Below are 23,593 nucleotides of genomic sequence, written 5' to 3'. Positions count from 1 at the left end.
GCTGAGGACCATCCAAGCGTCGGTGGTTTGTCATCAGCGTCGGCGGTTTGAGGAAGGGCCGTTCAGTCCTGCAGCGATTGCGCGTAGGAATTACAGCGGGCTGCGAAGCCGGAGAAGACCTGGTCGGCGAGGGGCTGCAGCTGCGGATTGCATTCGGCATATGCCTCGCGCAGCTTCGATTTCGACCCGCCGACGGCCTTCAGATCCTTGACCATGCCCGGTTCGTCAAGCCACTCCTCCAACAGGGTCGGCGTGACCTCCAAGTGGAACTGCAGTCCGAGCGCCGAACCGAATCGAAACGCCTGGTTCTTCGTCTTCTCGCTGCGCGCCAGCGGTTGCGCGCCTTCGGGGAGCGTCACCACGTCGTTGTGCCAGTGCAGTACATCCACCGTCTTGTTCCACATCGAGAAGAAGTCGTGTTTGTCCACACGCTTAATCGGCCCAAAACCGATTTCCGGCGAATCCCCGTTCCTGAGTTTCGCGCCAAGCGCGGTCGCGATGATCTGATGGCCCAGACACACACCCAGCACCGGCTTGCCGACGCTGACCGCCGCACGGGCCAGCTTGGCCTCCGCCTTCAGTCCCGGATACTTGTCGTAGTCGAGCGCACCCATCGGCCCACCCATGATCACAACTCCTGAGACTTCGTTGAAATCAGGGAGTTCCGGCTTCTTCTCCTTGGCCACGTTCATGACCTGGTATGACAATCCCAAATCATCCAAGCTATCCAAAATACGTCCCGGTTTCTCCCACGGGACGTGCTGCAGAATCAGCACCTGTGATTGCGTCATGCAACCATTGTTACATCACCCACGTAAACAACGTTCACAAATTCGACAGATCAAGTGTGATCGTTCCCCGTCCGCCCCGTGGATTTCACGCAGGAGTATGTCCGATTCTGGCAATACTCTCGTGGGTATGACGAACACGCAAGAACCGCAGAATACCAACACTTCCGGCACGGCCGACGTAGCCGGAGCAGTGGCCGGCGCCGCAGCCGGGCTGAAGCTGTACGACACCGCTTCGCACACGGTGTCGAATTTCACGTCGCTCAAACCCGGCCAGGTCGGTATCTACGTGTGTGGAGCCACCGTGCAGAGCTCGCCGCACATCGGCCACATCCGCGCTGCCGTCGCATTCGACGTGGTGCGCCGCTGGTTCCAGCGTCTCGGCTACAAGGTCACGTTCGTGCGCAACGTCACCGACATCGACGACAAGATCCTCGACAAGGCGGCCGCCGCAGGCCAGCAGTGGTGGGAACGCGCCTATATTTACGAACGCGAGTTCACTGAAGCATACGATACGCTCGGCGTTGAGCCGCCGACCTACGAGCCGCGCGCAACCGGCCATATGATCGACATGATCGACCTCATCAAGAGGATCATCGATAACGGCCACGGTTACGTCGTGACCGACGAAAACGGCAATCCGACCGGCAATGTGTACTTCGACGTGGCAAGCTGGCCGCATTACGGCGAGCTGACGCATCAGAAGCAGACCGCCGTCTCCGACGAGGCGTCGAAGGTCACCGACGCGATGGGCCCGTCCGTCGACAACGCGGGCGACGACAAGTACAATCCGGTCGATCCTGCCGACATGTCACCCGACAAGCATGACCCGCGCGATTTCGCCCTGTGGAAGGCCCCGAAGGATTCCGATCCGCTCGACGCCCGTTGGAACACCCCATTCGGCACCGGCCGCCCGGGCTGGCATATCGAGTGCTCCGCGATGAGCCACCGCTATCTGAAGGATATGTTCGACATTCACGGCGGCGGTCTTGACCTGCGCTTCCCGCACCACGAGAACGAAATGGCGCAGACACGTGCCGCCGGCTACGATTCGGCCGCCCGCTGGATGCATTCCGCCTGGGTCACCGCAAAGGGCGAGAAGATGAGCAAGTCGCTCGGCAACGGCCTGTCCGTTCCGGCGGTGTTGGCTGAGAATTCCGCTTGGGTGGTGCGTTACGCACTCGGTTCCGTGCAGTACCGCTCCATGCTGGAGTGGTCCGATCAGACCCTGGCCGAAGCGCAATCCGCCTATGACCGTGTGGCGAACTTCATCGAACGCGCCGGCGCCGCCGTCGGCGAACAGCCGTCCCATGACGAGATCGCCGCGATTTCCGCGGACGCATTGCCGGTCGATTTCGTTGCCGCGATGAACGACGATATCAATGTTTCAGGTGCGACCGCCGCGATTTTCACGGCGATCCGTTCCGGCAACACGCTGCTGTCGAAGCTGGCCGACCGAGCCGATTCGGATGCGGCGAAGGCCGAGGTGCGTGCAGTGCTCGTGAATGTGCGCGCGATGCTCGATACGCTGGGCCTGGACCCGCTGGCCGAACCGTGGGTGAGCGGCTCCGCAGGTGGCGTAGCCGGTGCCGGCGCCGATTCCGCCGAACATGAGGCGCTCGACAGGCTCATCTCCGAGCAGTTGTCCGAACGTGCCGAAGCGCGCAAATCCAAGGATTTCGCCCGCGCCGACGCCATCCGTGACGCACTGAACGCCGCCGGCATCGCCATCGAGGACGGCCCGCAGGGTTCCACCTGGTCACTGCAATAGTCGTTTTGGCCGCTGCAACATTCATTCAATCATCGATCGCACAATCATCTATCCGCGCAAACGGCTAGACTGGGAGCACTATGGCAGCATTTAGTTCTTTGACAGACAGGCTCTCGAATGCCTTCAAGCATCTGAAGAGCAAGGGCAAACTTTCCGAGGCCGATATCGACGGTACGATCCGCGAAATCCGCCGCGCGCTGCTCGACGCCGATGTGGCGCTCGATGTGGTGCGTTCCTTCACCGGCCGTATTCGCGAGCGCGCGCTCGGCACCGAGGTTTCTCAGGCGCTGAACCCGGCGCAACAGGTTGTGAAGATCGTCAATGAGGAGCTTACGGGCGTGCTCGGCGCAGGCGTGGACCGCCCGCTGAACTTCGCGAAGAATCCGCCGACGATCATCATGCTCGCCGGTCTTCAAGGCGCCGGTAAGACCACTTTGGCCGGCAAGCTGGGCTATTGGCTGAAGGATTCCGGCCACACGCCGTTGCTCGTCGCGGCCGATCTGCAGCGTCCGAATGCGGTGACGCAGCTGCAGGTGGTCGGCGAGCGCGCCGGTGTGCCGGTATACGCCCCGGAGAAGGGCGTGCAGTCCGCCGGCGGCGAGGCCGTCGCCTCTCCGGGGCTGACCACCGGGGACCCGGTGAAGGTGGCCCGCGATTCCGTGGCGTTCGCTAGGCAGAAGTTGTATGACACGGTCATCATCGATACCGCCGGTCGTCTTGGTGTCGACGAGGAGCTGATGAGGCAGGCCCGTGACATCCGCGATGCCGTGCAGCCGAATGAGATCCTGTTCGTGATCGACGCGATGATCGGTCAGGATGCCGTGCAGACGGCGAAGGCGTTCGATGAGGGCGTGGACTTCACCGGCGTGGTGCTTTCCAAGCTTGACGGCGACGCTCGTGGCGGTGCCGCACTTTCCGTGGCCTCCGTTACCGGCAAGCCGATCCTGTTCGCCTCGACGGGCGAGGGATTGAAGGATTTCGAGGTCTTCCATCCGGATCGCATGGCCTCCCGCATTCTCGACATGGGCGATATCCTCACCCTGATCGAGCAGGCGCAGAAGCAGTTCGACGAAGAGGAGGCCCGCAAGGCCGCCGTGAAGATCTCCGACGGCTCCTTCGGCCTTGACGATTTTCTCGACCAGCTGCAGCAGGTGCGCAAGCTCGGCCCGATGAAGAATCTGCTCGGCATGATTCCCGGCATGGCCGCGCACCGTAAGGAACTTGAACAGTTCGATGAGAAGGAGATCGACCGTACCGAAGCCATCATCCGCTCGATGACCCCGGCCGAACGTCGGGACCCTTCGATTATCGACGGCTCCCGTCGCGCCCGTATCGCCTACGGTTCCGGCGTGACCGTTTCGCAGGTCAATGCGCTGCTGCAGCGTTTCGAACAGGCTGCGAAGATGATGCGCCGCATGAGCAACAAGGCCGGTGCCGGCATGCCCGGTTTCGGCGGACCATCCATGGGCGGCGGCAAAGGCAAGGGCAAGAAGGGCAAGAAGAAGGGTTCCAAGTCCGGCAACCCGATGAAGCGTGAGGCCGAAGAGAAGGCATTGCGCGACAAGCTCGCCGGCAAGAGCTCCGACGGTAAGTCGAGCGGCGGTTCGTCATTCGCCAAGAAGCCGCAGAATCCTGCGCTTCCAGCCGGCTTGCAGGACGTAATGGGCGATTCCGGCGCGCAGTTGCCGCCAAACTTCGGTGGCGGCCTGTCCGGTCTGCTGCACTGAACCGTTCCGCCTACGTGGCCTGTCCCGTAAGTGTGGCCGTTCCGTCTACGGGCTGGCCACTCACGGGACAGGCCACACTTATGAACGGAGGGCGTCGGAACCAATCCGACGCCCTCTTCGCTGCCCCTCCCCAAGCTGCCGACGCTGAGGGCCCGTCACCGTCGGTGGATTGGGAAAAGTCACTGCAGGGTCAGAGTGGCGGTCAACGCAAGATGATCGCTGCCTTCGATTGTGAAGGAACGTACATCGGATGCGTCCAGCCCCGACGTGAACAGTATGTGATCGAGGATGATGCGCGGCCACGGCAGCCACGACGGGAATGTTGCGCGACGGCCCTTTGCCTCGACCAATGCGGCGTCCTTGAATCCCAGCCGCATAAGCTTCCTGAAGCTCGGATGATCGGTACCAGAATTCATGTCACCCATCACCACGGTGATGTCGCCCTGGTTCTGCGTGGTGACGAACGCGCCCAGCCCGATAATGCCGGCGGACCAATCACGGCAACCGCGCATCGGTGATTTCGGATGCGCCGACGCAAAGGTGATGCTGCGCATCGAATCGATCGGGAAACACAACCCCGGCACATCGGCGGCCGGAATCACCACCGTGACCGACGAGGCATCACTCGGTTCCACACGAATCCAAACACCATTGAACCCGCCATTGTCGGACTCCTTCACCTCGCCCAGTTGACGATACGGCAGCAGATCGGCAAGACCGGCCGCATCCAGCCTGTCGATCAGATCCTCCGTAAGTTCCTGCAATGCAAGCACGGCGATGTCATGCTGTTTGACGGCCTCCACAATCGCAGCGGCATTCGCACGGCCGAACCGACAATTCAGCGTCATCACACGGAACTGACCATTATGAGCGGCCCTTACCGTCGTTTCAACCTCCGCAGTACTGTTTTCACGGGATGTTTCACGTTTCTCTGCGAGTTTGTCGGCAATCATCTGTGCGGTGTTGTGCGTCTGCAGATTATTGACCCAATATTGTTCCTTGCGCAGCAGCGACGCAAGGCATACAGCCAACGCAGTAAATCCAAGACCAACCTCACGCAGCGAGAATCCGGCGATCGAGATGGCCAGTGTCGGAATCCACATGAACGGAATCAGCGCGATCAGGTATGGCAGCGGCAGATGGCCATCCCAGCCGGCGGGCATCTCGCCGAGCGCAATCCACACAATGCAGACCAGCAACATAATCCAAAGTGCGGTAATCATCGAGGCAACTCCCTTACGCAAACCGTTCGTTGCAAAATCGAACATATGGATTCCCCAGTGTATCCAATTTGGCTGATTCTGGAAGTTCGGACGATCAGACCCTCTCAAACATCTCACGGTTGTCCGATTTCGGTGAATCAGGCAACCATCGAGCCACTTCCCTCAATCCACCGACACTGACGGCGCCTCACCGTCGATGGATCGAGAAATTGCCCAGACTACCGACAGTGACGGCCCGTCAGCGTCGGTGGTTCGGGAAGGACAAGTCCGAATCATCGACGCGCAACGCATACGAGTCCAGACCCCACGGTTATAATTGCCCAGTTATTCGCGCGCGCGAGGCCCTCTAACTATCGCGTGACGTGAGGAACACGTGGGTTTCGGATTCCGTGCCCCACACAGAACACGAAACACACACCCCTAGTTACAAGGAGAGCCATTTTGGCAACCAAGATTCGTCTGAAGCGCATGGGTAAGAAGTTCTACGCGTTCTACCGCGTGGTAATCATGGATTCCCGTACCAAGCGTGATGGCCGCGCCATCGAAGAGATCGGTACCTACAATCCGAACACCCAGCCTTCGACCATCGTCATCAATTCCGAGCGTGCCCAGTACTGGCTCGGCGTTGGCGCTCAGCCGACCGAACAGGTGCTGAACCTGCTGAAGATCACCGGTGACTGGCAGAAGTTCAAGGGTCTCGACGGTGCTGAAGGCACCCTGAAGACCGTTGAGGCCGGTCCGGATGCCGCTGCTCGCGTTGAGGCCGTTGAAGCCCAGGCCCAGAAGCTGAAGGCTGCAAAGTCCGAAGCCGCTGCCAAGGCCGCCGCCGAAGCCGCCACCGAGGAAGCCCCGGCTGAAGAGCCGGCTGCGGAAGCCGAGTGACCATGCTCGCCCAGGCTGTGGAACATCTGATCAAGAACATCGTCGATTTTCCCGACGACGTATCCGTCAAGTCCCATGAGAATGCGCGCGGCGAACTCATTCGCGTGCGCGTGAATCCGGAAGACATCGGTCGCGTCATCGGACGCAGCGGTCGCACTGCCAATGCGATTCGCGCCGTGGTACAGGCACTGTCCGACCACAAGGTGCGTGTCGACATCATGGACGTGCGCAGGTGAGATCCCGGCGTGGTGCGTGAGATGCATGCTGACGACCCTCAACAGCTTGAGCTGCTGAGGGTCTGTCGTATCGGACGTGCGCAGGGACTCAAGGGCGAAGTCACCGTGCAGATCTTTACGGACGAACCGGAATACCGGTTCGCTCCCGGTGCTGTGCTGTATACGAAAGACGGTGAGGAAGAGTACGTGGTGGAAAACTCACGCACCTTCAAGAACCGTTGGATCATCAAGTTCGAAGGCATCGACGACCGTGATGCGTCGGAGGCCGCCAACGGCACCGTGCTCTATGGCGAGGCCGACGATCCGGAGGAGATGCTGGAAGCCGACGAGTGGTACCCGAAAGACCTGATCGGCCTGGAGGCGCGTCTTGCCGAAGGCAATGCGCTGGGTCTTGAGCCCGGTACGGTAATCGGCAAGGTTGTGGATGTGATCGAAGTGGCCCAATGGCTGCTGAAGATCCGTCTTGCCGATCCAGTCAGGGATGCCGACGGCGTGGTCGTCGAGAACAGTGCGTTGGTGCCGTTCGTCGACGAACTCGTACCGGACATCGATCTGGAGGAGGGTTACCTCACGTTGAATCCGCCAGGCGGACTCATTCCAGGACTGTAAACGGGACCATGGAACGGCATATCCCCGATATTCATCCAAGTGCATAAACTCACCCTACGGAATATCGGGGATATTTTCATCTTGTGCGATATATTTCTTACGATTATGGTGAGCCATGGACCGGAAAACATCCGGCAACCAGGAGGAACACCATGGCACTGACACTGCAGACCCCGCAGCGGCCCATCCCAACGACCCCGAAGGCGCATCAGACCCGCACCGAACATGACTGCATCGGCACTGCCGAGATTCCCGCCGACGCCTACTGGGGCATCCACACGTTGCGTGCCATCGACAACTTCCCCGTTTCCGACATCACCGTAGGCGACCATCCGGAGCTCATCCGCGCCTATGCGCAGGTCAAGCGCGCCTGCGCCCGAGCCAATGGCGAACTCAACAATATCAGCGCATATCAGGCCGCACTCATCGACAGGGCCTGCGAAGACGTGGCCTCCGGCGAGCTCAACGACCAATTCCCCGTCGACGTGCTGCAGGGCGGCGCCGGCACCTCCACCAACATGAACATGAACGAGGTGATCGCCAATCGTGCGCTGGAACTCGGGCACCATGCGCGCGGCGAATACGGCATCATCCACCCCAACGACACCGTCAACAGATCACAATCCACCAACGACACCTATCCCGCAGCCTGCCGTCTCGCCCTAATCGACGTCTCCGGCATGCTAGCCGACAGCACCCGACAACTTGCGGCATCCTTCCGTGCATTGTCGGAACGCACCATGCCCATCGTTAAAATCGGCCGTACACAACTGCAGGACGCCGTTCCGATGACCTTCGGCCAAGAGTTCGGCGGCTTCGCCTCGCAACTTGACTCTGACGCACGACTGCTCGAATCACAGCAAACACCGCTTGCCGTAGTCAATCTTGGCGGCACCGCGATCGGCACCGGCATCTGCGCCGACATACGATTCCGCGAACGCGCGACCCGGCATCTCGCGGAACTGTCCGGTCTGCCGATCCGCGCGGCCGCCGATCCGGTGGGCGCCACCAGCGACGTCGGCGATTTCGTCACTCTATCCGGCGTCATCAAACGTACCGCACTGCATCTAGGCAAAATCGCCAATGACCTGCGGCTGCTGGCGAGCGGACCGCGTGCGGGCCTTGCGGAAATCCAGCTGCCGGTCCGACAGGCGGGTTCGTCGATCATGCCGGGCAAGGTCAACCCCGTCATTCCGGAATGCGTGAACCAATGCGTGTACATGGTCGTGGGTATGGATGCCACCGTTTCCTGCGCCGCCGAAGCCGGTCAACTGCAGCTCAACGCGTTCGAGCCGGTGATGCTGCACGCGCTGCTGACCGGCATGCACACACTCGCCAACGCCATGGATACGCTTCGCGAACGCTGCGTGGACGGTATTACGGTGAATGAAAAGGTCGGCATGGAAGAGGTCATGCGTTCCTCGTCACTGGCCACTCCGCTCATCGGCTATATCGGTTACGAACAGGCCATGGCCATTGCGCAGGAGGCGCTCGACAAGCGCACCACCGTATATGAGATCGCGCGGAAGAAGAAGGTGCTGAGCCCCGAATTGCTCGATTCCATTCTCAATCCACGCAATCTGATCCGCGCGTACTGAAGTGCTGGATTCCGTCCGGCGCGGCTCGCGGCCATTGCGGGAAGCGGGCTTCGGACTTCCGACGCCGGTTCCGTCGTTCTCCGAAAAGAGGCGTTCAGGAATCGGGACCTTCCCCACCTGACGGCCCTCTTGGCAGGCATCCCATTATTCTGGGACATTATGAAGATCGATATCGTGTCCGTGTTCCCGGAGTATTTCGAAGTGCTGAACCTCAGTCTCCTCGGCAAGGCGCAGGCGAAGGGCCTGGTCACCGTGCAGGCGCACAATCTGCGCGATTGGACGCACGACGTGCATCATTCCGTGGACGACACCCCGGTCGGCGGCGGTGCCGGCATGGTCATGAAGCCGGAGGTGTGGAGCGAGTGCCTTGACGATTTGCTGGGACTTGCGCCGGCCATCATTGCAGCCGATGCCGCCGTGGATGATGCCGTTGCGGATGATGCCGCCGTGGATCCGTCCCGTCCGGTGCTGATCTTCCCGAATCCGTCCGCCCCCCTGTTCACGCAGCAGGATGCGACCGAGCTGAGCCACGCCGATCATTTGCTGTTCGGCTGCGGTCGGTACGAAGGCTATGATGCGCGCATTCCGCAGTATTACCGTGCGCAGGGCGTTGATGTACGCGAATATTCGATTGGCGATTATGTGCTCAATGGCGGTGAAGTGGCGGTTTCCGTCATGCTGGAGGCCATCACGCGCCTGATGCCGGGATTCATGGGCAATCCTGCATCGATCGTGGAGGAATCCTATACCGGCGGCAATGCGCTGTTGGAGCATCGCCAGTATACGAAACCGGCTGAATGGCGCGGACTTAGGGTGCCGGATGTGCTGCTTTCCGGCGACCACGGCAAAGTGGACCGTTTCCGCCGCGACGAGGCGCTGTCGAAAACCAGCGGACTGCGCCCGGACCTGATCGAGGGGCTTGACTGCACCCAGCTCGACAAGGCTGATCGCAAAACCCTCATGTCCCTGGGCTGGGAGGTTTCCGGTCCGCACCCACGTAAGCGCTAGTCCCCCAATCTGTCGATGCCCAAGCACCCGTCAGTGTCGGTAGATTGAGGGACATCAGAGGATGCCGACGCTGACGGGCTCGATGTAGTACACGGCGGTCTCGCCATAGTCACGCCGGTCGGTGATCTCCCAGCCGGCCGGGGCCGTAGGTTCATCGGACCTGGTGGACCGTTCGAGCACGATTACGGCTCGCGCCGAAGTCATATCGCCTCCCGCCAGATCAGACAACAGCTGGTTGCAGGCTTCGGTTTCGAAGGCATACGGCGGATCGATGAAGATCACGTCGAACGGTGCCGCAACGGCACTCGCCGCATATTTTTCGGCACGCGCCCTGATTACGCGTGCGCTCATGTCCGACTCCCACGAACGGCTGTGCTTCAACGCGGTCAACGTACGCGCGATCAGCGCGGCCGCCGGTGCGGAGGACTCCACCGCCACGAGTTCGCGCGCACCACGACTCAGCGCCTCGACGCCAAGCGCCCCCGTTCCGGCGAACAGGTCGAGTACACGTGCATCATCCAGCACGCCCCGCGAATCCAGATGCGAGAAGATCGCTTCCTTGGTGCGGTCGGTGGTCGGCCTGGTGCCGGCTTTCGGCGTGGTCAGCGGCATGCCCTTGAATCGTCCTGAAATAACGCGCATGGGCACAAGCCTAATTGCTGGTGAGGAAGGTTTCGTTGCCGCGAGTGAAGTCGAGCACGGCGCCGGCGAGCTGCACCTCCGCCAGCAGGTCGGGATCGGCGGCCACCAACGCCTCCGCAGCGGCACGGGCATGCTCGATGATCCGCACATCCTTGACCACACGCAACAGTTTCAGACTCGACCGTCCACCGGATTGGGCATCTCCCAGCACATCGCCGGCACCACGGAATTCCAGGTCGGCCTGGGCGATTTCGGCACCATCCAGCGATCCGCGGATCACTTTCAAGTCGTTGTGCGGCATCGCTGCCCGCCTCGGCGCGCGAAATCAGGAACGCCCACGAATTGGTGCCGCCTCGGCCGACACGCCCGCGCAGCTGATGCAATTGCGACAATCCGTAACGATCCGCGTCGAAAATCACGATGCAACTGGCCTGCGCCACGTCCACGCCGACTTCGATCACGGTAGTTGCCACGAGAATCGGCGTGGTTCCGGCCGCGAAATCGGCCATGACCTGCGTTTTGGTCTCATCATCGTCACGGCCCGTCAATGTGGCAAAGCGAATGCCGGCGAACTGCGGCAATCCCGACAATCGCTCCGTGATTTCGGCCACGGAATGCAGCGGCGGCCGCTGCGCACGCCGGTCGTCATCCTCACCCAAGTCGTACAGTTCGTCGAACGGCCGCCCCGAATCCTCCTCGGAGGAGGCATCGTTTTCGGCGGAATCGGCGTCGATGCGGGGGCAGACCACATAGGCACGCTCCCCCGCATCGATGCGGCTGCGAATCAGCGCGAACATGTTGGCCATGGTATGTGCGTCCACCTCGGGCACCACGAAGGTACGAATCGGCTTGCGGCCGCCCGGCAGCTCGGTAAGCCACGAGATGTCGAGGTCGCCGAACCAGGTCATGGCGGCGGTGCGTGGAATCGGCGTGGCCGTCATGACCAGCAGGTGCGGCGCCTTATCGGCCTTGGCATTCAACGATTCGCGCTGTTCCACGCCGAAGCGGTGCTGTTCGTCGATCACCGCCAACGCAAGGTTCGGCGCCTGGAAGGTCTTGGAGAACGCGGCATGCGTGGCCACGACGATGCACGGCGTGCCGCTTGCCGCCATGGCAAGTACGCGGCGTCGTACAGCCAATTTCATGCCGCCGGTGAGCAGCAGCACCGGGATGTCCCCTTCCAACGGCTCGTCGGGGGTCTCCATGGTGACTTGTGCACCGCCGTCCACAACCTGATTGTGGGTAGATCGTTCGCCGGATTCCCCACGTTCCGAGGTCCGCGCAGCGCCTCCCATGCCCCGGACCATCCTGGAGATGCTTTCGTAATGCTGTTCGGCCAGCACCTGCGTCGGCGCGACGAGCACCGCCTGCCGACCCGATCCGACCGCCTGCATCATCGCGGCGACGGCGACCACGGTCTTTCCGGATCCCACTTCGCCCTGCAACAGCCGTTGCATCGGGTAATCGCGCGACATGTCGGCGGAGATATCGGCGATCACCTGCCTTTGCCCGGCGGTCAGTTCGAATGGCAGGGACGCGACGAAATCGTCCAGCAACGCGGTCTCGGAACAGGCCGAAGCTGCCGCCTTACGCGAAGCGTCACGCGACTTGACGAGTGCGGTCTGGCAGACCAGCGCCTCCTCATAGCGTAGCGTGTGCAACGCGGCGGCGAAATCCTTGGTGTTCACCGGATCGTGCATCGCCATGAACGCCTCCGCACGATGCATCAGGCCCTCGGCCGTGCGCAGATGTTCCGGAACGATGTCGGGAACGGCTGCAGCAAGCGCCTCCGCCTGCATGGCGCGGTCGACGTTCGGTAGGCCGAATTCCCCGGTTTGGCTGGAATCCACTGCGGTGGGCTGTTGTGCGGCCATGTACTCGTCGCCACGTAATGCGTCCATGTATTTCAGGATCGATTCGTGAATATGTTCGCTGGAGATGCGCGAATTTGCATGATATACCGGTCTCGGGCGGCAGACGCGGGTCAGTGCCTCCCGCACCGTCTCCGCGTCGAATCTGAGATTGGATGGCAACGGATCGCGCGTGGAGCCGCTGCCGAAGCCGTCATCCCATTCCCCGGATTCCGCCGATGGCTGCATATCTGATTGCATACCGAATTGCATATCCGCCGGATTGACGGTGAGCATGTCGGGATGGGTGAACTGCAGGCGATCGTTGTAGACGCTCGGCTCCCCGGCAATTACCAGCAGCGCACCCTGATGCAGCCGGCGCTGTACCCAGTCGACATAGGATTTGCGATACGAGAAGAACACCAGCGAGGCGAGCGAGCCGGCAACGCGGCGGGATCGGGCGAATTGCGCGTCGTCCACGGTGGCGATCAGGCGGAATCCACGGCGGGCCATCGGGAACACCCGCACTTCGCGTACGGACGCCGCGAATGCCATCTTCTCCCCGATTTTTGCCTCATGCAGGGCTCGCAGCGGCACCGGTTCGGTCACACGGAACGGATAATAGGTCAGCGCATCGCCTACCGACACCACGCCCAATGACTTCAACGCACCGACGCGACGGCGGTTCGTCTCAATCGAAGCAATCGGGGTTTCCAGTGTGGTGCTCATAACACTTCATTGTGTCACATACCCCATATTCGTCCCGAATCATGTAATCCTGCCGCGAGGGCGGACGGGCAAAGCAAAACCCCGGTGACCGTTGGGCCTACCGGGGTTTCAAGCTGTTATTTCGCGATTCACGCTTCTGCACGCTGAACCTTGCCAGCCTTCAAGCACTTGACGCAAACGCGAACGCGAACGTTCTCGCCGTCGATGGTGGTGCGAACCGGCTGCAGGTTCGGGCGGAAGGTGCGCTTGGTGCGAATATGTGAGTGCGAAACGGTGTAACCGGTCTGCGGTCCCTTGCCGCACACTGCGCAACGAGCTGCCATAATGGACTCCCTATGATTACTATTGACTTGCAAGTCTGCGCGTTCGACGCCCGCAACTGAATACGTGGCAGAACACACAACTTCTCAACTATACAACCAGCCCCGGCCAATCGCAAACCTCGCCAATGCGGACCGGCGACGCGACCTACGATTCCATCACGCCCATACGCAGACTGGCCGAAACGGCACCCATCACATCGCCTCCGATACGCGACCCCAACATCCAGACGGCATCCTGGGCAAACAAGGGGAACCCCGCATCGGTCAGTTCGATGGCCGCGCGGACCAACACGTCCAAGGCCTTATCGCTTGGTGCCACCGGCACGCCGCCGGCGCGCAACGTGGAGCAGGCATCGCCATACGACATTTCCGCGGAGGCCAATCCCATCTGCTGGCTCAGCTCATACGCCTCGTCGCGGGCGGCGCTACGGAATGGAGTACCGCCATTGACCACCATCGCATAGCAGGCGAGCGCCTCCGGCAGGCGTCCGATCTGCCATAGTGCGTATCCGAGCCGGTAGTAGAGCACTTCGCAATCCACAGGCGGCACGGCCAGCTTGAGCGCTTCGATGAGTACATCCACGGCCTTGCCGTATTCGTCGTTCTTGGCGTACACCTGCGAAAGCTCCTCGCGGAACCTCACGCAGGTCGGGCCGAGTTCGACGCATTTGAGCCCCTCGCTTTCGGCACGTTCCTTGCTGCCGTTGTCTTTGGCGAGCGTGCCGAGATTCTGGTGCACGTCCACCACCGCGTCCGGCAATTTCCAGTAGCGCGTATGCTCATCGCCTTCCAGCAGCGACACCAGAAGACGGCCGGATGGACGGCTGCAATACAGTGGGATTTCACCGTTCGCGCCGACCTTCGCCTCGCCGGTCTCGCCCAGCTGGGCCAGCACGACCTCAAGCTGCAGCTCCGCGACCATCGGGGAGTCCTCGTTCTCCTCGACGATCGCGTTCACGTCGTCGGTGGAGACCGGCGACTCGTCGTGCATGACGTCCAGCTCACAGGCGCGGTCGGCGCGCAGGAACCCGCGCAACGCTTCCGGAAGCTCGCGCTGATCCTGCCATTCCGGCACGCGCTTTTCCAGGAACACGGCCGGCATGGTCAGCGGTTCGATCGGCGTAAGCCCTCGATTCGCATCGAAATGACCGCGGTAGCGCACCGGCTTGAGCAGGTTGAGCAGGGCCAGCGGATCGACATCCAGCGGTTCCGCGTCGCATTGGCCGTTCTTCATGGCGGGAAGCGTGCCCATCATGAACGGTACGCGGTCGAATCCCATGGAGATCACGGGCGTGCCGTCCACGTCGCCGAGGCAACCGGTCAGATCGACCTGTGTGATGCGTACCCCCGACGAGAACGCGGCCCATGCCAGCAGACCGGCCAACCGTACGGCATAGGCGGAGGCGAAACCGTCCGCATACTGGCGTTCGACCGGCATGATCGCGGGCCTCGGAACGCTGAAGCGCACCACCATCACGCCGGTACGGGAGTCCTCGTCGAAACGGTAGCCCATGCGGAACGGCAGCGAAAGTCTCTCGCACACGTTGGCGAAGCGGGTGCTGATGTCCCAGTCGCCGCCACGCACGCCTTCGGTGCCGCGCATGGTGCGGAACTGGTTTTCGCCAGTCTGCAGCTCGTCGATGACGCCGGCCCTTCGCGACACATCGCGCAGAAACTCCTGCGATTTGCGCAGGTAGAAGCCCTCATCGATGCTGTCCACGGACATACCGCCCTGCACCGCCGCATGGGCTTCGTCATCGGCGTAGTCGATGCGGTTGAGGGCCGATTCGACCGCTTGCAGCAGGTCGCGTTGCTCCTGGTTCAGCTCGCCGGCGTCGAAGCGGAGCCAGAACCGTTTCGTGGTGCCCAGCCGAATGGCCTCGAGATCGGATTCCGCCGCGATGTCACGGATCCCCGCCGCGCCCGCCTCGACGAGCAGGCCGGCCGCGAACCGTTCGAAGGGACCGGCTTGCGCGGAATTCGTGGAGCCCCGCCAAATGATCATGTCGACGGCGTCCGGCAGCGGCTGGTTCACCAACGACTGCAGCATATCCTCATTCACATCCAAAACGTTCGGAACATCCGCGCCCATGTTCAGGCTCCTTGCAATCCGGCGGTCACAAGGCGATCGTCGCCGCATAACCGCAATCCGCATCGATTCCACCCGCCACCCGCCGAACGCATCGGCATGAAAACGGGTCCTGCACACATACTATCCGATGAAACGACCCTTTCGCCGATAATCTTCCACAGCGGCACCCCGTCATCGGCATGTACGTTCATCCGTTGTTCATCTCGCGCAGGCGGCGGCCGCTTCCGTCGGCCCTAAGATGAATAGGACACCATGGAACTGACATTCAGCCGAAAAGAGTCAGCGTATGACGCACAACACCACTGCCGACACCACCTCGGAACCGCCGGAGGCGAACGCGAAGATGACCACCCGCGAAAAGCAGTGGATCGTCTACGACGTCGGCAATTCCGCATTCGTCCTGCTTTCCACGGCCGTGGTGCCGATCTACGCGAATTCGTTGCTCAAGGCGGCGGGCGAGACGAACATCGTGTCGACATGGGGGTATGCGCAGACCATCGCATCGCTGGTCATCGCCGTGCTCATGCCGCTGCTCGGTTCCATCGCCGACGTCCAGGGGATGAAGATCAGGTTCTTCACCGGATTCTTCCTCACCGGCGTGGTCATGTGCTGCGCGATGGCGCTGCCGCTCGGCTGGCTCGCATTCCTCATCGTATGCGTGCTGGCCACCATCGGTCTCAACGGTTCGCTCACCTTCTACGACTCCATGCTGGTCGACACCACCACCAACGAGCGCATGGACCGTGTCTCCTCGCACGGCTACGCCTGGGGGTACATCGGCTCCACCGTGCCGTTCATCGTGTGCATCGCGCTCATCTTCGGCGGGCCGGGCCTGTTCGGCTGGACCACCGTGGCCTGCACCCGTGCCTCGTTCGTGATCACCGCCGCCTGGTGGGCGGCGTTCACCATTCCGCTGCTTGCCAGCTACAGGCAGGTACACTACCGCGCCACCGCCGACCGGGCCGGCGAGGCGATCCGCCACACCTTCTCCGAACTGGCCTCCACATTCCGCGCGATCCGCAGGAACAAGCCGCTGTGGATGTTCATGATCGCATTCTTCTTCTACATCGATGCCGTCAACACGGTGATCTCCATGAGCACCTCATACGGCACACAGCTCGGCATCGACTCCACGCAGTTGGTCATCGCACTGCTCGTCACGCAGTTCGTCGCTTTCCCGAGCGCCATCGTCTATGGCAGGCTGGCCGACCGCTTCGGCGCGAAAACCATGATCACCGCTGCCGTGATCGCCTACATGTGCATTGTGTTCTTCGCATCGTTCTTCCTGCGTTCCGCCACGGAATTCTGGATTCTCGCGATTCTCGTCGGCATGTTCCAAGGCGGCATCCAAGCCCTCTCCCGCTCGTATTACGGCAAGATCATCCCCAAACGGCATGCCAACGAGTACTACGGCTTCTACGATATCTTCGGCAAGACGGCCTCGATCATCGGCACCTTCCTGGTGGCCACCACCACGTCGGTCACCGGCAACGCCTCGCTCGGCGTGCTCTCCATCGCGATTCTGCTGGTCGTGGCCCTCGTGTTCCTGTTCCTGCAGAAGGATCCGACCCGCGCATAGCCGAGCCATCATGGGCCGCCGCATGCCGCCGCACATGGAACGGAAGGCCGCGCTCCCCGTTCCGTGTGCTAGGATGTCAAACGTTTGCAGCGATGGCGCGACGAGGCGTCACTCAATGAAGAGGCATAGAGAGGTAAACGATGTCATCCGTAGAGGAACTGTTCGAGGCAATGCATGATTGGCCCGAGGTCGAAGCGATCGCGTTGGGCGGTTCGCGTGCGACCGGCAACGCCGACGAGAGGTCGGATTACGACGTCTACCTGTATGTGACCGCGCCCGTGCCGACGAAGCGCCGCGAAAAGCTGTTGTCCGGCTACTGCAGCCATGCGGAGATCGACAATGGCTTCTGGGAGAACGAAGACGACTGCACGCTGAACGACGGCACCGACGTCGACATCCTGTACCGCGACCTCGATTCCTTCACGAACAGCGTCGCCGACGTGGTCGAACGCTTCCACGCCAGCAACGGCTATACGACATGCCTGTGGCACAACATGATCACCAGTATGAACGTCTTCGACAGAAACGGCCGGTTCTCGGCGGCCCAGAGGCGTTTCACCGTCCCGTTCCCGGAGCCGCTGCGGCGCAATATCATCGAACGCAATATGCGGCTGCTGCACGGCAATTTGCCATCATATGACGCACAGATCCGCAAGGCCGCGAGCCGTGGCGACGAAGTCGCCGTGAATCACCGTGTGGCCGCGTTCATGGAATCCTATTTCGATGTGATCTTCGCGTTGAACCGGCTCACGCACCCCGGCGAGAAACATCTTGAAAAGCTCGCCTCCCGCAATTGCGAAATCCTGCCGAAGGATTTCGAGGCCAATCTGGGCACGCTGTTCGGCGCCATGTTCACCGACGTCGACCTGCTCGGCGGCACGCTGCAGGCGATCGTCGACGACCTGCAACGGACCGTCGACACGAATCTGTAGAGCCGTACGCCCACGGCCAACGCCCTGCCGTAATCTGGATGCATGCAACGCAACACAACGACGGAGACACTGTGGCTGGCCATCGACATAGTCGTCGCCGCAGCGGTCGCGAACAGCGTGTTTCCGCTGGCGAGCGCCCATCTCGATGGCGCCGTGCTGGCGGTCGACATTGCGGGCGCGATCGCCGCGGCCGCTGCGGTGATTGCGATTCCCGGCAATCCGATGCATCCGAAAACGTTGCGGGCGCGCAACCTGAAAACCTGTTACCGCGGAACGGCGGCGTTGAAGGCGTTCTGGTGGTCGGCCGCGTTCTCGGTCGTCGCGCAGGCCGCACTTGCCTTTCGCCTGATCCCTTCGGATTGGGGACTGTGGCTCGGCGGTGCGATCGCCTGTTTTCTGGTGGAGAGCCTGCTGTTCTGGCGCGGCATGATCGCCGTTTACGTCAGTTCCGTGCAGCTCGGTCTTAGGATCCGCACCATCGGTCTGATCTGCGGCTGGATTCCGGTCGTCAATCTGGTCGCGCTCGTCAAGATCATTCGCACCACCGACGCGGAGGTCACGTTCGAGGAGGCGAAGGAACGGCTTGACGCCGATCGCAAGGCCGACCGGATCTGCGCCACGAAATACCCGATTCTGCTGGTGCACGGCGTGTTCTTCCGCGATTCGAACGTGCTCAATTACTGGGGGCGCATTCCCGACGAACTGCAGAGGAACGGCGCGACCATCCATTACGGCAACCATCAGTCGGCGGCGTCCGTGCGCGACAGTGCGCATGAGCTGACCGAACGCATTCGGCGCATCGTGGAGGAGACCGGTTGCGGCAAGGTGCATGTGATCGCGCATTCCAAGGGCGGAATCGATATGCGTTACGCGATTGCCTGCTGTGGGGCCGCACCTTTCGTCGCCTCGTTGACCACCATCAACACGCCGCATCGCGGCTGCGGTTTCGCCGACTATCTGTTGTCGAACATTCCCGAGGCCGTTCAGCATCAGGTGGAGGCCGCCTATAATGCCGCTGCCGTACGGCTTGGCGACACCCAACCGGATTTCATGGCCGCCGTGCGCGATCTCACGCAGGCCAGCTGTGCAAGGCTCAACGCCGAAATGCAGTCCGATTCCGCGATTCCGCCGCAGCGGTTCGACGCACAGGCCACTCGGCGGCCCATGGCGGAACCGCTGAACAACGGTCGGTTCGCGGGCATAGTGTGCCGTAGCGTCGGCTCGCGCCTGAAGCGGGCGACCACCGGCAAGTTTCCGTTGAATTTCACCTACCCGCTGGTCAAATGGTTCGACGGCCCGAACGACGGTTTGGTGGCCCAGCCTTCGTTCCCTTGGGGCGAGAGCTTCACATGGATTGAGCCGCAAGGCAATCGCGGCATCTCGCACGCCGACATGATCGACCTGAACCGCGAGAACATTCCCGGATTCGACGTGCGCGAGTTCTATGTGCAACTCGTCGCCGAGCTCAAACAACGGGGACTATAAGCCCATGACGAGGCGCCCCGCATGCGTACGGGCATGCCCGTGTTCGCGCGTTCCTAGAAGAATTTGAGCGCGCGGGCCACTTCATCGACGATGTCGAGCATGGCCGTGCGGGCACGCTCCGGTTCGCCTTTGGCGATGGCGTCGGCCACGGCGTCATGGGCGTCGAGCGCCGCCGGCTTCGGCTTCATCGGGTATTTGCCCAGTTCCACTCGTCCGCGCAGCACGGTGGCGATGGTGTCGGCGAGCGCCGCGAACAGTTCATTGCCGCTTTCGCGCAGAATCAGGCTGTGGAATTCCACATCCAGATCATGGAATCGCGCCAGCCCGTCCTCGCCCTCGTCATTGGCTTCCGCGACCTGTCGCATCTGCGCCGCGTAGACGGGGAATTTCGCCTTGACGTCGATTGGCGCAAGGCGTGCCGCCGAGGCGGCCGCGGCCGGTTCCACGGCCAGTCGCAGCTCGGTAAGCGAGTACAGCTGCTGCTCACGTTGCGTGGAGTGCAGTCTCCATTCGATGACCTGACGATTGAGCGCCTGCCACTCGTCGAACGGGCGCGCCACGAGACCGACGCGCCTGCGCACCCAGACGGCGCTGAGGGACTCGAGCGTCTTCGCGACTTCACGCGCCACGGTTCGGGAGATGCCGAAGCGGCTCTGCATGTCTTCCAACGTCAGACTGTCGCCGGCCGGCCACACGCCGTCGAGCATTTCGATGGCCAATGTTCGGCTTACCGAATCCTGCATCAGTTCGCCGCCTGCGTTTTCGACGATTTCAGCCATGTTCCCTCTCCTCCGCCTCCGACTTGTTCCGGCATGCATGCACGGGCATGCCGGAACGTCATGCATCATGGCGAAAACCGTGTACTTGCGCGGTTTGCTCCGCAGACCTTCCTTCGCATGATTTCCGCCATTTGTACTACCCGAATCATACCAAGTCACACGATTTTATAATTTCGTAGTACTTTTGATTTGACAAATACTACTTTTAAGATTTAAAGTATGCTCAATGCTGATGCGAAGCGGCAACGGCAGGCAAACACTTGAAGGAGAGCGACAATGAGCATTCACGTAGTGGTGATGGGCGTTGCCGGCTGCGGCAAATCCACCGTCGCGGAGGCGATTCACGAACGGCTCGGCTATGCGTACGCCGAGGGCGACGACTTCCACCCACAGGCCAATATCGATAAGATGTCCGCCGGCATTCCCCTGACCGACGAGGATCGCTGGCCCTGGCTGCAGGTCATCAACAAGTGGATGGTGGCACGCGAGGCGCTCGGCGAGAACACCGTGGTCTCCAGCTCCGCGCTGAAGCGCAGCTACCGCGAAGTACTGGCCGAAAACGTACCGACCTTCTTCATCCACCTCAACGGCACGCAGGAACTCATCCAGCAACGCCTGACCGAACGCAAGGGGCACTTCATGCCACCGGCGCTTCTACCGAGCCAGTTCGCCATCCTCGAACCGCTCTCCCCCGACGAGAACGGTGTGGAGGTCTCCATCGAAGGCAGCGTGGACGACATGGTGGAACGGGCGCTCGACGCCCTGAATGAGTACGTGCGATCCATCACCGCACGATCCGTCACCGCACAGCCCCGGCAGCAGGCCGCCTAGGCTCCGCGACAATCCCCGTACCAATCCCGTCTTTTCCAAGCAACGCAGCATGTGAATCGAGGAGGATTCATGAATCTCATAGCCGCGGCGATCATCGGCATCGCCATCATCGTCCTACTGATCGCGGTATGCAAGGTGCATCCGTTCCTTTCGCTCCTGGCCGGCTCGTTCGCCATGGCCGTATGCGCGGGGGTGGAGTACGACAAGGCGTTCGACAGCTTCACGTCCGGCGTCGGCTCGACGATCTCCAACGTGGGCCTGCTCATCGCATTCGGCTCGATCATCGGCACGATCCTGTTCAAATCGGGCGGCGCGGACACCATCGTCGACACCATCATGGATAAGACGCCACTGCGGCGCCTGCCGTGGGCCATGGCGCTGATCGCGTTCATCGTCGGCATCCCGATGTTCTTTGAAGTCGGCGTGGTCATTCTGATTCCGGTGGTGCTCTTCGCCGCCCGCCGTGCCAAGACCCCGGTGATTCTGCTGGGCATTCCGGCACTTGCCGGCCTGTCCACCCTGCACGCCTTCGTGCCGCCGCACCCCGGTCCACTCACCGCCATCGGCGCGCTGAACGCGAATCTCGGCATCACGCTGGCGCTTGGCTTGCTCGTGGCCATCCCGACCGTGATCATCGCCGGCCCGCTGTTCGGCAAGCTCGCCACCAGGTGGGTGCCGATCGCCGCCCCCGAGAACAAAGCCGAGGCCGAAGCTCCGAAATCCGCGGAAAACCGCCCGTCCTTCGCCGCGGCCATCACCGTGATCCTGCTGCCGGTCGTGCTCATGCTCGCCGCCAGCGTGGTCGATCTGACCGGCCAGAGCGAAACCGTGTGGGGCCGTGCGCTGGCATTCCTCGGCACGCCGCTTGTCGCACTGCTGATCACCACCATCTTTGCGATGGTCGTACTCGGCTACATGCAGAAATTCACCCGCGATGCGGTCAACGGCATGGTCGGGCAGTCGTTCAGTTCGGTCGCCGGCATCATCCTGATCGTCGCCGCAGGCGGTGGCTTCAAGCAGACCCTGGTCGATTCCGGCATCGGCGACGTGATCGCCAACTCGATCACCGAATCCGCCATGAACCCGCTGATCGCAGGCTGGTTGGTGGCCGTGCTCATCCGTCTCGCCACCGGTTCGGCGACCGTCGCCACCGTCACCGCATCCGGCATCATGGTGCCGCTCGCCACCGGCATGAGCCCGACGCATCTCGCACTGCTCGTGCTTGCCATCGGCGCCGGATCCGTATTCTTCTCGCACCTCAACGACGCCGGCTTCTGGCTGGTCAAGGAATATTTCGGCATGACCGTCGGCCAGACGCTGAAGACCTGGTCGCTGATGGAGACCGTGCTATCGGTCGTCGGACTTGGCGGAGTGATGGCGCTCTCGCTGATCCTATGACAATACTTGCCGTCCGTCCCGTCTTCCGCAGCCTTCTTTTCCTGCGTTGCGGAAGGCCAGGGAAGGCGAGGCGGGCGGCAACCTTCCATACATCACCTGCACGCCACCGACCGGATCCATATTTCACAACCCATACCCAAACCCCTATCCCAACAGTAGAAAGAAGAACATCATGCAGCTCGGAATGATTGGTCTCGGCCGAATGGGCGGCAATATGGCGAAGCGCATCGCCGAGGCAGGCATCGAAGTCGTCGGCTACGACCGTTCGCCCGCATCAGACCGCACCGTCGACAGCCTGGAAGCATTGGTCCGCGCGCTCGACGCTCCGCGCATCGTATGGGTCATGGTGCCGGCCGGCGAGGCGACCGACGTCACCGTGAACGCTTTGGCCGAGCTGCTTGAACCCGGCGATATGGTCATCGACGGCGGCAACTCGCGCTACACCGATGACGCCCGCCATGCGGCGCAGCTCGAAGGCAAGGGCATTCGATTCATGGACTGCGGCGTCTCCGGCGGCGTGTGGGGCATCGACCGTGGATACGCATTGATGGCAGGCGGCAGCAAGGAGGATTTCGCAACGACACGCCCGGTTTTCGAGGCGCTGAAGCCCGAAGGCGATTCCGGCCTGGTGCTGGCCGGACCGGTCGGCGGCGGACATTTCGCCAAAATGGTGCACAACGGCATCGAATACGGCATGATGCAGGCGTTCGGCGAGGGCTTCGCCACCATGGTGAGGTCCGAGCTGGTTGAGGACCCCGCGGCCGTGATGTCTTCCTGGCGCGACGGATCGGTGGTGCAATCGTGGCTGTTGGACCTGCTGGCGATCGCCTTCAGAACCGACCCGACGCTTGAATCCATGCCGCCGGTCGCCAATGAATCCGGTGAGGCGAAGTGGATGATCGAGGCGGCCCTCGAGCTGGGCGTGCCCACACCGGCGACCGCGGCCGCACTGTATTCCCGCCAGACCTCGCGCGGCGGCGCGGACGACATTCTGCGTGTGGTGTCCACCATGCGCGCCCAGTTCGGCGGCCATGTCACCAAGGTCGACGAAATCGCCACCCACTGAGCGGTGACATGCCGAAACACAACGGATAATGAATGAATGAATGCC

20 protein-coding genes are annotated in these 23,593 nt (G+C 61.8%); 13 read left to right on the top strand and 7 right to left on the bottom strand.

Annotated features, from left to right (window positions below):
- Nucleotides 1-62: 62 nt before the first annotated feature.
- Nucleotides 63-791, bottom strand: a complete 729-nt coding sequence (locus tag BMOU_RS07955) for a type 1 glutamine amidotransferase (RefSeq protein WP_034876511.1) — start codon at nucleotides 789-791, stop codon at nucleotides 63-65.
- A gap of 127 nt (nucleotides 792-918) precedes the next feature.
- On the opposite strand from BMOU_RS07955, the gene cysS reads away from it, so the two are divergent.
- On the top strand, nucleotides 919-2,559 hold the full coding sequence (gene cysS, locus BMOU_RS07950; RefSeq protein WP_034877439.1) for a cysteine--tRNA ligase: 1,641 nt from the start codon (nucleotides 919-921) through the stop codon (nucleotides 2,557-2,559).
- Between the two features lie 80 nt (nucleotides 2,560-2,639).
- Nucleotides 2,640-4,286 carry a signal recognition particle protein gene (ffh, locus tag BMOU_RS07945; RefSeq protein WP_034876509.1) on the top strand — a complete coding sequence of 549 codons (1,647 nt, stop codon included), beginning with the start codon at nucleotides 2,640-2,642 and terminating at the stop codon, nucleotides 4,284-4,286.
- 179 nt (nucleotides 4,287-4,465) lie between these two features.
- On the opposite strand, the gene BMOU_RS07940 is transcribed toward ffh, so the two are convergent.
- A complete protein-coding gene (locus tag BMOU_RS07940; RefSeq protein ID WP_034876507.1) occupies nucleotides 4,466-5,509 on the bottom strand; it encodes an endonuclease/exonuclease/phosphatase family protein in 1,044 nt (347 codons plus the stop codon).
- 441 nt (nucleotides 5,510-5,950) lie between these two features.
- Between BMOU_RS07940 and rpsP the strand changes: the two genes are divergently transcribed.
- The 5 genes from rpsP (at nucleotide 5,951) to trmD (ending at nucleotide 9,842) form a co-directional block, all read left to right on the top strand.
- Nucleotides 5,951-6,391, top strand: a complete 441-nt coding sequence (gene rpsP / locus BMOU_RS07935) for a 30S ribosomal protein S16 (protein ID WP_034876505.1) — start codon at nucleotides 5,951-5,953, stop codon at nucleotides 6,389-6,391.
- Between the two features lie 2 nt (nucleotides 6,392-6,393).
- Nucleotides 6,394-6,627, top strand: a complete 234-nt coding sequence (locus tag BMOU_RS07930; protein ID WP_022244613.1) for an RNA-binding protein — start codon at nucleotides 6,394-6,396, stop codon at nucleotides 6,625-6,627.
- Nucleotides 6,628-6,648: 21 nt separating this feature from the next.
- Nucleotides 6,649-7,236 carry a ribosome maturation factor RimM gene (gene rimM, locus BMOU_RS07925; RefSeq protein WP_034876503.1) on the top strand — a complete coding sequence of 196 codons (588 nt, stop codon included), beginning with the start codon at nucleotides 6,649-6,651 and terminating at the stop codon, nucleotides 7,234-7,236.
- A gap of 152 nt (nucleotides 7,237-7,388) precedes the next feature.
- Nucleotides 7,389-8,834 carry an aspartate ammonia-lyase gene (locus BMOU_RS07920; protein ID WP_051428947.1) on the top strand — a complete coding sequence of 482 codons (1,446 nt, stop codon included), beginning with the start codon at nucleotides 7,389-7,391 and terminating at the stop codon, nucleotides 8,832-8,834.
- A gap of 159 nt (nucleotides 8,835-8,993) precedes the next feature.
- Nucleotides 8,994-9,842: a tRNA (guanosine(37)-N1)-methyltransferase TrmD gene (gene trmD, locus BMOU_RS07915; protein WP_034876501.1), complete on the top strand. Its 849-nt coding sequence runs from the start codon at nucleotides 8,994-8,996 to the stop codon at nucleotides 9,840-9,842.
- A gap of 54 nt (nucleotides 9,843-9,896) precedes the next feature.
- Here the strand turns inward: trmD and rsmD are convergent, their stop codons facing one another.
- The 4 genes from rsmD to BMOU_RS07895 all read right to left on the bottom strand — a co-directional run bounded on the left by rsmD (nucleotide 9,897) and on the right by BMOU_RS07895 (nucleotide 15,478).
- On the bottom strand, nucleotides 9,897-10,484 hold the full coding sequence (gene rsmD / locus BMOU_RS07910) for a 16S rRNA (guanine(966)-N(2))-methyltransferase RsmD (protein ID WP_034876499.1): 588 nt from the start codon (nucleotides 10,482-10,484) through the stop codon (nucleotides 9,897-9,899).
- Nucleotides 10,445-13,063 (bottom strand): ATP-dependent DNA helicase RecG, encoded by a 2,619-nt coding sequence (locus BMOU_RS07905; RefSeq protein ID WP_459538840.1) that lies wholly within the window; start codon nucleotides 13,061-13,063, stop codon nucleotides 10,445-10,447. Before BMOU_RS07905 ends, rsmD begins: the two co-directional genes overlap by 40 nt.
- A gap of 128 nt (nucleotides 13,064-13,191) precedes the next feature.
- A complete protein-coding gene (gene rpmB, locus BMOU_RS07900; RefSeq protein ID WP_034876497.1) occupies nucleotides 13,192-13,386 on the bottom strand; it encodes a 50S ribosomal protein L28 in 195 nt (64 codons plus the stop codon).
- 145 nt (nucleotides 13,387-13,531) lie between these two features.
- Entirely contained in the window at nucleotides 13,532-15,478 is a 1,947-nt protein-coding gene (locus tag BMOU_RS07895) for a tetratricopeptide repeat protein (RefSeq protein ID WP_034876495.1), read from the bottom strand.
- A gap of 286 nt (nucleotides 15,479-15,764) precedes the next feature.
- Here BMOU_RS07895 and BMOU_RS07890 point away from each other — a divergent pair, with 286 nt between their 5' ends.
- From BMOU_RS07890 to BMOU_RS07880, 3 genes are all read left to right on the top strand, one after another.
- Entirely contained in the window at nucleotides 15,765-17,057 is a 1,293-nt protein-coding gene (locus BMOU_RS07890; protein WP_034876493.1) for an MFS transporter, read from the top strand.
- A gap of 140 nt (nucleotides 17,058-17,197) precedes the next feature.
- Nucleotides 17,198-17,989, top strand: a complete 792-nt coding sequence (locus BMOU_RS07885) for a DUF4037 domain-containing protein (protein ID WP_034876491.1) — start codon at nucleotides 17,198-17,200, stop codon at nucleotides 17,987-17,989.
- 42 nt (nucleotides 17,990-18,031) lie between these two features.
- Nucleotides 18,032-19,474, top strand: a complete 1,443-nt coding sequence (locus BMOU_RS07880; protein WP_034876489.1) for an esterase/lipase family protein — start codon at nucleotides 18,032-18,034, stop codon at nucleotides 19,472-19,474.
- 53 nt (nucleotides 19,475-19,527) lie between these two features.
- Here the strand turns inward: BMOU_RS07880 and BMOU_RS07875 are convergent, their stop codons facing one another.
- Entirely contained in the window at nucleotides 19,528-20,253 is a 726-nt protein-coding gene (locus tag BMOU_RS07875) for a FadR/GntR family transcriptional regulator (protein WP_034876487.1), read from the bottom strand.
- 276 nt (nucleotides 20,254-20,529) lie between these two features.
- On the opposite strand from BMOU_RS07875, the gene BMOU_RS07870 reads away from it, so the two are divergent.
- From BMOU_RS07870 to gnd, 3 genes are all read left to right on the top strand, one after another.
- Nucleotides 20,530-21,084, top strand: a complete 555-nt coding sequence (locus BMOU_RS07870) for a gluconokinase (protein ID WP_034876485.1) — start codon at nucleotides 20,530-20,532, stop codon at nucleotides 21,082-21,084.
- A 69-nt stretch (nucleotides 21,085-21,153) separates the two neighbouring features.
- Nucleotides 21,154-22,482: a GntP family permease gene (locus tag BMOU_RS07865; RefSeq protein ID WP_034876483.1), complete on the top strand. Its 1,329-nt coding sequence runs from the start codon at nucleotides 21,154-21,156 to the stop codon at nucleotides 22,480-22,482.
- A gap of 172 nt (nucleotides 22,483-22,654) precedes the next feature.
- Nucleotides 22,655-23,548: a phosphogluconate dehydrogenase (NAD(+)-dependent, decarboxylating) gene (gene gnd, locus BMOU_RS07860; RefSeq protein WP_034876481.1), complete on the top strand. Its 894-nt coding sequence runs from the start codon at nucleotides 22,655-22,657 to the stop codon at nucleotides 23,546-23,548.
- Nucleotides 23,549-23,593 lie beyond the last annotated feature (45 nt).

Origin of the sequence: Bifidobacterium moukalabense DSM 27321 (genome assembly GCF_000522505.1) — a bacterium.
In the GTDB taxonomy this organism is placed as follows: Bacteria; Actinomycetota; Actinomycetes; order Actinomycetales; family Bifidobacteriaceae; genus Bifidobacterium; species Bifidobacterium moukalabense.
This window is presented reverse-complemented; position numbering and strand designations above follow the sequence as displayed.